The 13974-nt window shown below is 67.4% G+C and carries 13 protein-coding genes and 1 tRNA gene; 9 read left to right on the top strand and 5 right to left on the bottom strand.

The annotated features are described in order from the left end of the window. The first annotated feature begins 163 nt into the window (after positions 1-163). Positions 164-236 (top strand) — tRNA-Ala (locus AQJ27_RS33150). A 495-nt stretch (positions 237-731) separates the two neighbouring features. On the opposite strand, the gene AQJ27_RS33145 is transcribed toward AQJ27_RS33150, so the two are convergent. Further along, on the bottom strand, positions 732-1418 hold the full coding sequence (locus AQJ27_RS33145) for a DUF5324 family protein (protein WP_067376632.1): 687 nt from the start codon (positions 1416-1418) through the stop codon (positions 732-734). Positions 1419-1730: 312 nt separating this feature from the next. Between AQJ27_RS33145 and AQJ27_RS33140 the strand changes: the two genes are divergently transcribed. After that, entirely contained in the window at positions 1731-2264 is a 534-nt protein-coding gene (locus tag AQJ27_RS33140; protein WP_067376630.1) for a peptidylprolyl isomerase, read from the top strand. A gap of 175 nt (positions 2265-2439) precedes the next feature. Further along, a complete protein-coding gene (locus AQJ27_RS33135) occupies positions 2440-3351 on the top strand; it encodes a rhomboid family intramembrane serine protease (protein WP_067376627.1) in 912 nt (303 codons plus the stop codon). A 264-nt stretch (positions 3352-3615) separates the two neighbouring features. Here AQJ27_RS33135 and crgA read toward each other — a convergent pair whose 3' ends face one another. Beyond that, positions 3616-3870 carry a cell division protein CrgA gene (gene crgA / locus AQJ27_RS33130; protein ID WP_054236413.1) on the bottom strand — a complete coding sequence of 85 codons (255 nt, stop codon included), beginning with the start codon at positions 3868-3870 and terminating at the stop codon, positions 3616-3618. A gap of 142 nt (positions 3871-4012) precedes the next feature. Between crgA and AQJ27_RS33125 the strand changes: the two genes are divergently transcribed. From AQJ27_RS33125 to AQJ27_RS33105, 6 genes are all read left to right on the top strand, one after another. Further along, complete coding sequence (locus AQJ27_RS33125) at positions 4013-4792, top strand: DUF881 domain-containing protein (protein ID WP_067376624.1); 780 nt, start codon at positions 4013-4015, stop codon at positions 4790-4792. Positions 4793-4827: 35 nt separating this feature from the next. Beyond that, entirely contained in the window at positions 4828-5562 is a 735-nt protein-coding gene (locus AQJ27_RS33120; protein ID WP_067377190.1) for a class E sortase, read from the top strand. Between the two features lie 73 nt (positions 5563-5635). Beyond that, positions 5636-5797, top strand: a complete 162-nt coding sequence (locus AQJ27_RS54945; RefSeq protein ID WP_165854063.1) for a hypothetical protein — start codon at positions 5636-5638, stop codon at positions 5795-5797. Further along, positions 5794-6432: an aminodeoxychorismate/anthranilate synthase component II gene (locus tag AQJ27_RS33115; RefSeq protein WP_067376619.1), complete on the top strand. Its 639-nt coding sequence runs from the start codon at positions 5794-5796 to the stop codon at positions 6430-6432. Before AQJ27_RS54945 ends, AQJ27_RS33115 begins: the two co-directional genes overlap by 4 nt. Beyond that, complete coding sequence (locus AQJ27_RS33110) at positions 6429-7790, top strand: class E sortase (RefSeq protein WP_067376616.1); 1362 nt, start codon at positions 6429-6431, stop codon at positions 7788-7790. The genes AQJ27_RS33115 and AQJ27_RS33110 overlap by 4 nt, the downstream gene beginning before the upstream one ends. A gap of 62 nt (positions 7791-7852) precedes the next feature. After that, complete coding sequence (locus AQJ27_RS33105) at positions 7853-8605, top strand: class E sortase (protein ID WP_067376613.1); 753 nt, start codon at positions 7853-7855, stop codon at positions 8603-8605. 254 nt (positions 8606-8859) lie between these two features. Here AQJ27_RS33105 and pknB read toward each other — a convergent pair whose 3' ends face one another. The 3 genes from pknB to AQJ27_RS33090 form a co-directional block, all read right to left on the bottom strand. Further along, positions 8860-10854 (bottom strand): Stk1 family PASTA domain-containing Ser/Thr kinase, encoded by a 1995-nt coding sequence (gene pknB / locus AQJ27_RS33100; RefSeq protein ID WP_067376610.1) that lies wholly within the window; start codon positions 10852-10854, stop codon positions 8860-8862. 170 nt (positions 10855-11024) lie between these two features. Continuing rightward, positions 11025-12509, bottom strand: coding sequence for a peptidoglycan D,D-transpeptidase FtsI family protein (locus AQJ27_RS33095; protein ID WP_067376607.1), 1485 nt, complete (start codon positions 12507-12509; stop codon positions 11025-11027). Continuing rightward, entirely contained in the window at positions 12506-13954 is a 1449-nt protein-coding gene (locus tag AQJ27_RS33090; protein WP_067376604.1) for an FtsW/RodA/SpoVE family cell cycle protein, read from the bottom strand. The genes AQJ27_RS33095 and AQJ27_RS33090 overlap by 4 nt, the downstream gene beginning before the upstream one ends. Positions 13955-13974: the final 20 nt, after the last annotated feature.

Below are 13974 nucleotides of genomic sequence, written 5' to 3'. Positions count from 1 at the left end.
CCCAAATACGGTGGTTCGCTGTCGCGAACCACGTCGAGCATCTTACGGAGAGTGGTCGTCCACGGGGACCCCTAATCTTTTTGCGAGATCCCGGGGGTGACCCGGTACTCTGGTCTGCGGCGCCCTCCGGTACCCGATTGCACCGGCCGGACGCCTGTCTTCCGGGGCCTTAGCTCAGTTGGTAGAGCGCTGTCTTTGCATGGCAGATGTCAGGGGTTCGACTCCCCTAGGCTCCACATCCCGGACCGGTCAGACGCCCTTCAGGGCGGCTGGCCGGTTCTTGTTTTCCGGTGACCTGAGTCACGCGGCAGGCTTCGCAGTCGTTGCAGTTGTTTGCGCAAACGATCGGCTTGCGTGCGGGCGTGGGCGGCGCCCCGCTGGTGATCGATAGGGCGCGGGGGCCGTCTGCGTCACCGTCGGAGCCTCGCGTGAGCTGCTATAAGCAGATATGCGTAATCATGGCAATGCGCAGGGTGAAGAGGGTCTGTGTGGATGTTGTGAGCATCGGTCGTTGCAAACGTCATCGTGGCGGAAGACGTAAATCGGCTGGTTTCCGTGCCGCGCCCACGGGTCCGTCGTTCGGTTCCACTCAGCCGGTTCCGCCGGTTCCGCCGGTTCATGCGGTTTCGCCGGTTCCACGTGAAACATCGCCGTGGGGCAGGAGACCCTCAAGTCTCCTGCCCCACGGCGATGTTGTTGCCCTTGCTCAGGGCTCGTTTCCCTGGTCCGGGTCAGAGGCGGTCGTCGCGGTCCGTCTCCTCCTCGGCCTGCTTGGCCTGGACCTCGGGGTCCAGGTCGGACAGGCCGGTGCCGTCGACCGAGGACAGACGGCCCGCCTCGGGCACCTCCGTCGCGGCGGGCGGCTCCACCAGCCAGTCGGGGTTGGCCTGCTTGTCCCACCACTTCCAGGCGGCGAAGGCGCCGCCCGCGAGAATCCCCAGAACGAGCAGCCCCTTGGCGACGCGGCCGGCCTTCGCGCGCCGCTCGTGCTTGCGGACCAGTTTCTGGATCTCCTGGGGCGAGACCTGTCCGCGCAGCGCGGCGATCGCCGCCACACCACGTGACGCGGCCTCCTCACGCACAGGCTGGGCCGCGGCCACCGCCTGCTCGATCCTCGGCCTGGTGTACTCGGCGGCCTGCACGGCCGCCTGCCGGGTACGGACGGCGGCCTGGTCGACCTTCGGCGGCACATGCGTACGGGCCTGTTCAAGGCGCGGCGCGAGATGGGCGCCGTATTGGACGCGGGCCTGTTCTGCGGCCAGCGACACCTTGGGCGCGAGCCGTACGAGTGCCTCGTTCGCGTAGTACGAGGCCCGGTCCTTGGCCGTGTCGGCGTAAGGCGCCACCACTTCCGCGGCGTGCAGCACGCTGTCCTTCGCCGAGCCGGTCGCGGCGCGCACGCTGTCAATGCGGGTCACGGGTTTTCCTCCTCCTCGGTGGCGTACGGGGGCGTTCGAGTACCCCAAAGGGGGCACGGTTCACCTTTCCGCCCTGTTCGAGATCATGCCCCCCGAGGGGCCGCGAGGCATGCGAGATAGGGCATACGGGGCAACAGGAGCTTGTCGCCGACAATGCCACGGATCGTCGCTTCGCGTCCCGCGCACGCAAGGACTCGACGGGATTTCCGCAAGGGCGAACCCGGATATTCGCTCGGAGGTGGTGGTCGAGCGACGCGCGGCCCGGTCCGTGCGAGGATCGGGGGGTCAAAAGAAGGCAACGGAAGGCAGATCGTGGCTGAGCAGCTTTACGCCACCCTGAAGACCAACCAAGGCGACATCGAAGTCCGGCTTCTGCCGAACCACGCGCCCAAGACGGTCCGGAACTTCGTCGAGCTTGCCACGGGCGAGCGTGAGTGGATCAACCCGGAGACGGGTGAGAAGTCCACCGACAAGCTCTACGACGGCACGGTCTTCCACCGGGTGATCAGCGGATTCATGATCCAGGGCGGTGACCCGCTGGGCAACGGCACCGGCGGCCCCGGTTACCAGTTCGAGGACGAATTCCACCCGGAGCTCGCCTTCGACAAGCCGTACCTGCTGGCCATGGCCAACGCCGGCCCCGGTACCAACGGCTCGCAGTTCTTCATCACCGTCTCCCCGACGGCCTGGCTGACCCGCAAGCACACCATTTTCGGCGAGGTCACCAGCGCGGCCAGCCAGAAGGTCGTGGACGCCATCGTGAGCACCCCGACCAACCCACGCACCGACCGCCCGGTCAACGACGTCGTCATCGAGTCGGTCGTCGTCGAGACCCGCAAGGGCTGAGCCCCGCCCCGCGAGGGCTGAACCTCGCGAGGGCTGAACCCCGCGAAGGCCGGGACGAAGGCTGAGACCCAAGGACCCGAAGGTCCCGAGGGCTCCCGCAGGGAACCAAACGCCCCGCTCATCCGTAAGGATGGGCGGGGCGGTGCATTGCGTACGACCGGATTGAGGGGACCCCATGGACCAGGCGCCAGGCAACCCGCAGGGCCCGCAGGACCAGGGGCATCAGGACGCCCAGGCCCTGCCCACCTGCTACCGGCATCCGGATCGCGAAACCGGCGTGCGCTGCACCCGCTGTGAGCGCCCCATCTGCCCCGAGTGCATGATCAGCGCCTCCGTGGGCTTCCAGTGCCCCGAGTGCGTCCGCGCCGGCTCCGGTACGGGCCACGCGCCGTCGGCCTCGCAGCCCCGCACCCTCGCGGGCGGCACCGTCACCGCGGACCCCCGGCTCCTCACCAAGATCCTGATCGGGCTCAACCTCGCCGTCTTCCTGGTCCAGCTGTCCCTCGGCGACCGCTTCACCGACCGCTTCGACCTCATCGGCCGCGCGTACGTCCCGCTGCTCGGCTCGGTCGAGGGCGTCGCGGAGGGCCAGTGGTACCGCATGCTGACGGCGATGTTCCTGCACGGCAGCTATATCCACATCCTGTTCAACATGCTCAGCCTGTGGTGGATCGGCGGCCCCCTGGAAGCGGCCCTCGGCCGTGCCCGCTATCTCGCCCTCTACTTCGTCTCGGGTCTCGCGGGTAGCGCGCTCACCTATCTCGTCGCCGCGCCGAACCAGCCCTCGCTGGGCGCCTCCGGCGCGATCTTCGGCCTCTTCGGCGCGACCGCTGTCCTGATGCGCCGGCTCAACTACGACATGCGCCCCGTGATCGCCCTGCTGGTGATCAACCTGATCTTCACCTTCGGGTGGAGCAACATCGCCTGGCAGGCCCACATCGGCGGACTCGTCGGCGGTGTCGTCGTCGGTTACGCCATGGTCCACGCCCCGCGCGAGCGGCGGACCCTGATCCAGTACGGGGTGTGCGCCGTGGTCCTGGCCGCGGTGGTCGTCGCGACGCTGGTCAGGACGGCTCAGCTCACCTGAGGTACCGCTCGGCTCACTTGAGAAGCCCTGGGGAGCGGTGTTGTCCACAGACCGTGGCGGATCTTGTGCACGCTGTGTGGGAACAGCTGTGCCCCCTGTCACTGACCCGAGTTTTCGCAGGTCGGACAGGGGGCGAACAGGTTTGCGGATCCCGATAGGTCAGTCACACCGGCGTCAACCCCGGATGAGTTATCCACAGATCGTCTTAGTTTTCCACCTGTGGAAAACTCTTGTGGATAACTCAGTGGATAACCCTGGGCAGAGCTACTTCCACTGCGTGGAGACGCCGAATCCCGCCGCGATGAAGCCGAAGCCGACCACGATGTTCCAGTTGCCGAGGGCGTCGATGGGCAGCGAGCCGTCCGTCACGTAGAAGATGACGATCCAGGCGAGGCCGATGAGGAACATGGCCAGCATGACGGGTGCGACCCAGCCGCGGCTGGTCAGCTTGATGTTGGTCGCCTGCTTCGCCGGGGGCGGCGTGTAGTCGGCCTTCTTGCGGATACGTGACTTCGGCACGAGGGTCTCTCCTGTCGATGCGCTGCGTGGCCGCGCAGGGAACTGGGGCGGGCTCCGGGGCAGCGTACAAGGGGACACTGAGCGCTCCCCCGGGCGTCCGTTAGCGTAGTGCTTCCGCGGCGCCGAAGGAGATAAGGGTACGTTGAGCAATTCTGCCGACTCCCCCGGGACGGGTTCGAGTCCTGCCGTTACGCGCCGTTTCCGGCCCGTACGTGTACTCACCGTCGCCGTCTTCGCGCTCGCCGGGCTGATTTTCTTCACCAGCTTCAACACGGCCAAGGGCACCAATATCCGCACGGACGCGTCGTTGCTGAAGCTCTCCGACCTCATTCAGGAGCGCAGCCACAAGAACGCGTCGCTGGACGAGTCCAACGGCGTCCTGCGTGACGAGGTCGACACGCTCGCCGGGCGGGAGAACGGCGGCAGCAAGGCCGACACCGCCAAGCTCGCCGCGCTGGAGAAGAACACCGGCACCCAGAAGCTCAAGGGCAAGGCCGTCACGGTCACCCTCAACGACGCGCCGCCGAACGCCACGGCCAAGCTGCCCGGCTACCCCGAGCCGCAGCCCGATTACCTGGTCATCCACCAGCAGGACCTGCAGGCCGTGGTGAACGCCCTGTGGCTGGGCGGCGCCCAGGGCATCAAGGTGATGGACCAGCGGCTGATCTCCACCAGCGCCGTGCGCTGTGTCGGCAACACCCTGATCCTCCAGGGCCGGGTCTACTCGCCCCCGTACAAGATCACCGCGATCGGTGACCCTCAGAAGCTCCAGAAGGCCCTCGCCGACTCTCCGGCGATCCAGAACTACATGGTGTACGTCAACGTCTACGGGCTCGGCTGGAAAGTCGAGGAGAACGGGACGGTGACTCTTCCCGGCTACTCGGGCACAGTGGATCTCCACTACGCAAAACCTGTGGAGTAGTGGCTTAAGCAGCTGCCGCTGGGGGTCCCGTGTCGGTGCGAGTGCTCGTCCGGACAGTGAGCGAACTGTGCATCACCATCGGCACGCTCATCGTGCTCTTCGTGGTCTACGTCCTGTTCTGGACGGGCGTGAAGGCCGACAGCGAGATGAACCACCAGATCGACCAGCTCCAGAAGCAGTGGTCGAAGGGATCGGTCGCGCAGCAGTCGAAGGCCCCTCCGACCACCACCCCGGCGACCGGGAACCCGAAGACGCCGACGGCGAGAACGACCGAGAGCCCGAAGGCCCCGGGCCCCTACGCCTACGGCAAGCCCTTCGCGGTGATGTACATCCCCCGCCTTGGTTTCACGTGGAACAAGCCCGTACTCGAAGGCACCGGCACGAGCGTCCTGCAGAAGGGGCTCGGGCATTACCGGGGGACGGCCCAGCTCGGGCAGGAGGGGAACTTCGCCGTCGCGGGGCACCGGCGCACGTACGGCGACCCGTTCAAGGACTTTCCCCAGCTGCGCAGGGGGGACGCGGTGGTGCTGACCGACGGGACGACCTGGTTCACGTATCGGATCGACAAAGGCCCTTACAAAACAGTGCCCACGGACGTTGAGGTGATCGATCCTGTGCCACGTAAGTCCGGGTACACGGCTCCGGGCCGCTATCTCACGCTGACCACGTGCGATCCGGAGTGGGGACACAGCCATCGGCTGATCGTCTGGGCTCACCTGGATTCCACGCAGCCCGTGGAGGCCGGGAAACCTCAGGCGCTACGCCGTTAGTCTGGTCCCGTACGGCGTGGGTCCGATGGTGTAGGGCGTGGCTCTGGTGCCGTGATGCGACGGAAGGGACAGCATGTACGGCTTCATCTGGCGGCATTTGCCGGGTAACGCATGGGTGAAGGCGCTGATCTCACTCGTGCTCGTCCTCGCGGTGGTCTACGTACTCTTCCAGTACGTCTTTCCGTGGGCCGAACCGCTGCTCCCCTTCAACGATGTGACGGTGAACAACCAGTGAGCGCGCGGATTCTCGTCGTCGACAACTACGACAGCTTCGTCTTCAACCTGGTCCAGTACCTGTACCAGCTCGGCGCCGAGTGCGAGGTGCTGCGCAACGACGAGGTCTCGACCGCGCACGCCCAGGACGGATTCGACGGCGTACTGCTGTCACCCGGCCCCGGCGCTCCCGAGCAGGCCGGCGTCTGCGTCGACATGGTCCGGCACTGTGCGGACACGGGTGTCCCCGTCTTCGGCGTCTGCCTCGGCATGCAGTCGATGCAGGTGGCGTACGGCGGTGTCGTGGACCGGGCGCCCGAGCTGCTGCACGGCAAGACGTCGTTGGTGGAGCACGAGGGCAGAGGTGTCTTCGCCGGACTGCCGTCCCCCTTCACCGCGACCCGCTATCACTCGCTGGCCGCCGAGCCGGAGACCGTGCCGGCCGAGCTGGAGGTCACGGCCCGTACCCACGACGGGATCATCATGGGGCTGCGCCACCGTGAACTCCCGGTCGAGGGTGTGCAGTTCCATCCCGAGTCGGTGCTGACCGAGCACGGTCACCGGATGCTCGCCAACTGGCTGGTGGAGTGCGGCGACCAGGGTGCCGTGGCGAGGTCGGTGGGGCTCGCCCCGGTGGTGGGCAGGGCCACGGCGTGACCGCCCTGCGCCCCGAGCGCGAGTCCGGCGCCGCCTACGGCGGCACTGGAGACGACGGGTCCTCGTACGGGCAGCAGCCGTACGGGGGACCCGGCGCGTTCGAGGCCGCGGTCGAGCAGCTCGCGGATCCGCTCACCGATCCGCTGCCGGGCTCCAGGGCCGCCGCGCGGCCCGGCGGGCGGCACGCCGCCCCGCCGTCGGCCGACGTACCGCCCGCCGCCGTGTCGGAGGGCGGGCTCGGGCAGGAGTGGTCCGGGCAGGGACAGCACCAGTACGCCGTGGACGGCCCCGAGGGGTACGCGCGGAACTGGCAGGGGTCGCCGGGGGGTGCGCAGGGTCCTGCTCCCGCCTACGGCGAACCGCTCACCAGACCCATGCCCGGGTACGCCGAACCGGTCGGCGCGGCTCCGAAGCGGGACGACGAGACCGTGGCGCTGCGGGCCTCGGAGGTCTCCGAGGCGCGGCGCAGGGCCGAGCAGTTGGCGGGTCGGGCCACGAACGAGGGGATACCCGCTCCCGGGGGTCGTGCGGCGCGGCGCAAGGCGGCGCGGCGCCACGGGCGCCACGGAGGGGCTCAGGAGCCTCAGGAGTCCCAGGATGCCCAGGAGTCGGTGGAGTCGGCGGAGAAGGCCGCTGAGGCGCCGCTGAGCCGTGTTCAGGCCCGGCGGGCGGCGCGCGCGCGGAAACCCGGTGCGGCCGTCCTCGTCAGCCGGTTGATCGGCGAGGTGTTCATCACCACCGGCGTCCTGATGCTGCTGTTCGTGACCTACCAGTTGTGGTGGTCGAACGTGCGGGCGCACCAGCAGGCGGGCAGTGCCGCGCACCACCTCCAGGAGGACTGGGCGAGCGGCAAGCGGAGTCCGGGGACGTTCGAGCCGGGGCAGGGTTTCGCCATCCTGCACATCCCGAAGCTGGACGTGGTCGCTCCGATCGCCGAGGGCACCAGCAAGACGAAGGTCCTTGACCGCGGAATGGTGGGTCACTACGGCGAGGGAGCCCTGAAGACGGCGATGCCGGACGCCAAGACCGGCAACTTCGGTCTCGCGGGGCACCGCAACACGCACGGAGAACCGTTCCGGTACATCAACCGGCTCAAGCCCGGCGACTCCATCGTGGTCGAGACCCAGGACGACTACTTCGTCTACAAGATGACGTCGATCCTGGCGTCGACGCCCCCGTCGAACACGAAGGTGCTGGACCCGGTCCCCCAGGGGTCCGGTTTCACGGCGCCGGGCCGCTACATCACACTGACCACCTGCACGCCGGAATTCACCAGCAAGTACCGCATGATCGTGTGGGGCAAGATGGTCGAGGAACGCCCGCGCAGCAAGGGCAAGCCGGACGCGCTCCTCGGGTAGGAGCCCCGTCGGGCACCAGCACGTGAGACAACCTGAGACAGACCAGACGGGGCAGATGCACAGTGGCAGCGAGGACCGACCACGACGAGCGCGCCGAGGCCGACGCCGACGCCGAAACGGCTGCTCCGAAGCGTCGTGGAGCGAGCCGGATCGCGATGGCGGTCAGCATCCTGGGTGAACTCCTCATCACCGCGGGCCTGGTGCTCGGCCTGTTCGTCGTCTACTCGCTGTGGTGGACGAACGTCGTCGCGGACCGCAAGGCCGACAAGCAGGGCGACAAGGTCCGCGACAACTGGGCTCAGGACAAGGGCGGCCCGGGTGCGCTGGACACCAAGGACGGCATCGGCTTCCTGCACGTCCCGTCGATGAAGAACGGCGAGGTGCTGGTCGAGAAGGGCACCTCCACGAAGGTCCTCAACGACGGCGTCGCCGGCTACTACATCGACCCCGTCAAGGCGACGCTGCCGATGACCGACAAGACGGGCAACTTCACGCTCGCCGCCCACCGCGACGGCCACGGCGCCAAGTTCCACAACATCGACAAGATCAAGAAGGGCGACCCGGTCGTCTTCGAGACCAAGGACGACTGGTACGTCTACAAGGTCTTCTCGATCCTCCCGGAGACCTCGAAGTACAACGTCAAGGTCCTCCAGTCGCTCCCGAAGCAGTCGGGCAAGACGAAGCCGGGCCACTTCATCACTCTGACGACCTGCACGCCGGTCTACACGTCGGAGTACCGCTACATCGTGTGGGGCGAGCTGGAGCGCGTGCAGAAGGTGGACAGCGCGCGCACGCCGCCGAAGGAACTGGGCTGAGATGACTGAGTGACCGGCAGCGACTCGGTCACCTCGCATGGCGAAGGCCCGAAGCCGCGACTTGCTCTTGCGGCTTCGGGCCTTGCCGTTTCGCGTTGCCTGTCGCAGCGCCTTGAGGCGCGCCCCGGAGCCTCGATGAGGGCGTTGCACATGGGGACGAGGGTTCTGCCGAGGACGTGGAAGAACTGTGCCCCGCCCGGGGAGCCCGGGCGGGGCACAGTTCTTTGACGCCTGGTTCAACCGCTACGTCAGCCTCAGGTGAGACCACCGACGAAGCCGTTGCCGCCGCCGTTGTTGTTGCCGCCGTTCTGCCCGGAATCGGCCGCGATGAGGTTGACCTTCTGGCCCGCCGTCACCTGCGAGCCCTGCTGCGGATCGCTGGTGAGCACAATGGCGTTGTCGTCCTGTGACCCTGCGACGTTGCCGAGCTGGAGATTGTTCTGCGCCAGGACCTGCTTGGCCTGGGCAAGGGTCATCTGGGTCACCTGCGGCATCTGGAAGGTCTGGGCCTGCGCCTTGCCGATCTGGATGTTCACGGTGGAGTTCTTGTCAGCCGAGCTGCCGATCGCCGGAACGGTCGAGACGACCTTGTCGGCCTGGTTCGGGTCGGTCACGTCGATCTGGCTGCAGTTGCCGACCAGGTTGTTCTGCGTCATCAGCGCTTTGGCCTCGTCACACGACTTGCCGGTGACGTCCGGGACCGTGGCCTTCTCTGCGGCCTTGGCGATGGTGAGGGTGATCGTCGATCCCTTCTCCACCTCCTTGCCGAGCTTCAGAGACTGATCCAGGACGGTGTCCGGGGTCTCCGTGGATTCCTGGGCCTTCGTCTTGACGTCGAACTGGTAGCCGTCGCCCTGGAGGATCGTCTTGGCCTCGTCCAGGCTCTTGCCGAGGACGCTGGGCACCACGACCTTGGGCGCTCCTGTGGACACCACCAGGTTGATCGTGTCGCCCTTGGTGGCCTTCACGCCCGCCTTGGGGTCCTGGTCGCAGACGTTGCCAGTCTTCTCGTTCTCGCAGGGTTTCTTGGTGATCGAAACCTTCAGCTCGGCGTTGGTGGCCAGCTGGGTGGCTTCCCTCTGCGACTGGCTGACGAGGTTGGGCACGGTGACGCTGTTGTTGCTCACCCCGCCGCCCCCGAACATCCACTTCCCGATCAGGATCGCGCCGACCAGGACCAGCACACCCGCCACGACCAGCAAGATCGTCGAGGTGTTCGACTTCTTCTGCTGGCGGCGGCGGGCCGGGCGGTCGTCGTAGTTGTTGTAGCCGTAGCCGCCGTCGTCCCCGTTCATCGGGGGCAGCATGGACGTGGCCTGGGCGTCCGTGGAGCGCAGCGCCGTGGTGGCCTGGTCGTCCGGGTAGCCGCCGTAGCCCACGGAGCCCATGGCGGCCGTGGCGGCGACGGGCTGGCCGTCGAGGCAGGCCTCGATGTCCTGGCGCATCTCGTCGGCGGACTGATAGCGGTAGTCCGGGTCCTTGACCAGTGCCTTCAGGACGATCGCGTCCATCTCGGGCGTGATCTCGGGGTCGAAGACCGACGGCGGCTGCGGCTCCTCGCGTACGTGCTGGTACGCCACCGCGACCGGGGAGTCGCCCACGAACGGCGGACGCACGGTCAGCAGCTCGTAGAGGAGGCAGCCGGTCGAGTAGAGGTCCGAGCGCGCGTCGACCTGCTCGCCCTTCGCCTGCTCCGGGGAGAGGTACTGGGCGGTGCCGATGACCGCGGCGGTCTGCGTCATGGTCATGCCGGAGTCACCCATGGCGCGGGCGATACCGAAGTCCATGACCTTGACCTGGCCGTTGCGCGTCAGCATGACGTTGGCCGGCTTGATGTCGCGGTGGACGATTCCGGCGCGGTGTGAGTACTCGAGGGCCTGGAGGATGCCGATGGTCATCTCCATGGACCGCTCGGGGAGCAGTCTGCGGCCCGAGTGCAGCAGCTCGCGCAGCGTGGACCCGTCGACGTACTCCATCACGATGTACGGGATGGAGATGCCCTCGATGTAGTCCTCACCCGTGTCGTACACGGCGACGATCGCGGGATGGTTGAGCGAGGCGGCCGACTGGGCCTCCCGGCGGAACCGGGCCTGGAACGACGGATCGCGTGCGAGGTCGGCTCGCAGCGTCTTCACCGCCACGGTGCGGCCGAGCCGGGTGTCATGGGCGAGATGTACCTCCGCCATGCCACCACGGCCGAGCACCTGGCCCAGCTCGTACCGGCCGCCGAGGCGACGCGGCTCTTCCATAGCTACCTACCAGCCCTCTCCGTCGGTCCCGACCGCACGCATGTGTGGTCCGGCGGTGTGCCGTCCGGGCATACCGTACCCGGCTCGGCTTCTGTGACCTGGCCAAGCCCGTCACCCGATACAGGACCGGTATCGCAACGTGCACCGATGTGAAGGGGACGTGACAGGGGTCACTTCTTGCTGTCGATGACTGCCTTCATCACGCTCCTCGCGATGGGGGCGGCGAGACCACCGCCCGTGATGTCGTCACGGTTGGCGCTGCCGTCCTCGACCACCACGGCCACGGCGACCGGCGAGCTGCCGTCGGGGAGCTTGGCGTACGAGATGAACCACGCGTACGGCTTCTCGCTGTTCGCGACACCGTGCTGGGCGGTACCGGTCTTGCCGCCCACGGTGACGCCGGGGATCTGCGCCTTGGTACCCGTGCCCTCCTTGACGACCGTCTCCATCATCGACTGCAGGATCTGGGCGTTCGACTGGGAGAGCGGCTGGCTCATCTTCTGCGGTTCGGTCTGCGAGATGACGTCCAGGCTCGGGGCCTGCAGCTTGTCGACCATGTACGGCTTCATCAGCGTGCCGTCGTTGGCGACCGCCGAGGCGACCATGGCCATCTGCAGCGGAGTCGCGGCCGTCTCGAACTGGCCGATGGAGCTGAGCGCCGTCTGCGGCCTGTCCATCGACTTGGGGAAGACGGAGGCGTTCGAGCGGACCGGCGTGAACTGCTCGGCGTTGAAGCCGAACTTCTCGGCCTCCGACAGCATCTTGTCCTTGCCGAGGTCGGCGCCGATCTTGCCGAAGACGGTGTTGCAGGAGTAGCGGAGCGCGATGCGCATGCTCGCGTCCTTGCAGGGGATGCTGCCCTCGTTCTTCAGCTCGGTCTTGGTGTCCGGCAGGGTGTACGGCAGCGGCGAGTTGGTGTTCTCGTCCGCCGACTTGTACAGACCGTTCTCCAGCGCCGCCGCCGCCGTGACCACCTTGAAGGTGGAGCCCGGCGGGTAGGTCTCGCGCAGCGCCCGGTTGAGCGTCGGGTCGTCGGGGTTGTTCTTCTTCTGCAGCTTCGTCCAGGCCTTGCCGTCGACGCTCGTCGAGTTCCCGGCGAAGGTCGAGGGGTCGTACGACGGGGTCGAGGCCAGCGCCAGGATCGCGCCGGTCTTGGGGTCGATCGCCGCGACGGCGCCCTTGCCCCGGCTCAGCAGGCCCTGGTAGGCGGCCTTCTGCGCGGCGGCGTTGAGGGTGGTGACGACATTGCCGCCCTGCTTCTTCTTACCCGTGATCATGTCGAGGGTGTTGCGGAAGAAGAGCCGGTCGTCGTTGCCGGTGAGGATGCCGTCGTCGATGCTCTCCAGCTGGGTGGCGCCGAAGGCCTGGGAGGCGTACCCGGTGACGGGCGCCCACATCGCGCCGTCCTTGTAGGTGCGCTTGTACTCGAAGTCGTTGATGCCGTTCTTGGTCGACTTGATGGCCCCGGTGATCGGGTTGCCGTCGACGATGATGTCGCCGCGCGGGGTGGCGTACCGCTCGATGGCGACGCGGCGGTTGAGCGTGTCGGTCCGCAGGCTGTCGGCCTGGACGTACTGGATGTAGTTGTCGCGGAGGAGCAGGGCGAGGACGAGGAGCCCGCAGAAGATCGCGATCCGGCGCAGGGGCTTGTTCACGGGCGGACCACCTGGGTCATCTCGGCGTCGGGGCTGGGTGCGGGTGCGGGGGCCGGGCGGCGGGCGGTGTCGCTGATTCTGATGAGGATGCCCATGAGCGCCCAGTTGGCGATCACGGAGGAGCCTCCGTAGGCCACGAACGGCATCGTCATACCGGTGAGCGGGATCAGGCCCATGACGCCGCCCGCGACGACGAAGACCTGGAGCGCGAAGCCGCCGGAGAGACCGACGGCGAGGAGCTTGCCGAACGGGTCGCGGGCCGCGAGCGCCGTACGGATGCCGCGCTCCGCGATCAGGCCGTAGATGACCAGGATCGCCATGATCCCCGCCAGGCCCAGTTCCTCGCCGAAGCTGGCGAGGATGAAGTCGGAGTTGGCGGCGAACCGGATGAGCTCGGAGTGGCCCTGTCCCCATCCGGTGCCGAGCGTGCCGCCGGAGCCGAAGGCCCACAGGGCCTGCATGGCCTGCTCGGAGTGGAGGATGCCGTCGTGGGTTCCGGCCTGGCTGAGCTTGTACTCGTGCAGCGGGTTGAGCCAGGCCTGGACACGCGTCTGGATGTGCGGTTCGAAGCTCGCCACGCCCACGGCGCCGGCCGCCGACATCAGCAGACCGAAGACGATCCAGCTGGTCCGCTCCGTGGCGACGTACAGCATGATCACGAACATGCCGAAGAACAGCAGCGAGGTACCGAGGTCGGTCTCGAAGACCAGGATCAGGATGGAGACGAACCAGACGACCAGGATCGGGCCGAGGTCGCGCCCGCGCGGCAGGTAGAGGCCCATGAAGCGGCGGCTGGCGAGGGCCAGCGCGTCGCGCTTCACCATGAGGTAGCCGGCGAAGAAGACCGCGAGGATGATCTTCGCGAACTCGCCGGGCTGGAGGGTGCCAAGACCGGGGATCGAGATCCAGATCTTGGCGCCGTAGATGTTGGCGCCGAGGCCCGGGACCAGCGGCAGCAGGAGCAGGACCAAGGCCGCGAACATGGAGATGTAGGTGTAGCGCTGCAGGACGCGGTGGTCCTTCAGGAAGATCAGCACGGCGACGAACAGACCGATGCCCAGCGCGGTGTACATCAGCTGGCGGGGCGCTGCCTGCGCGAAGTTGGGCAGCGACTGGAGCAGCTTCGACTGGTCGAGACGCCAGATCATCACCAGCCCGAGGCCGTTGAGCAGCGTCGCCAGCGGCAGCAGCAGCGGGTCGGCGTACGGCGCGAACTTGCGGACGCCGAGATGGCCGACGCCCGCGATCAGGCCGAGGCCGAGGCCGTAGCTCAGCAGGCCGGCCGGCACCGTCCCATCGATGGCGAGGCCCACGTTGGCGTACGCGAAGACCGGGATGAGGACGGCGAACACCAGCAGCGCCAACTCGGTGTTTCGGCGGCTCGGTGTGCCGATCGAACCGATGGTCGATGTGTGGTGCGTCGGCGTGTTCGTACTACTGCTCATGGTGTGACAGGGCCCCTCAC

Origin of the sequence: Streptomyces olivochromogenes, assembly GCF_001514115.1 — a bacterium.
GTDB classification, from domain to species: domain Bacteria; phylum Actinomycetota; class Actinomycetes; order Streptomycetales; family Streptomycetaceae; genus Streptomyces; species Streptomyces olivochromogenes.
This window is presented reverse-complemented; position numbering and strand designations above follow the sequence as displayed.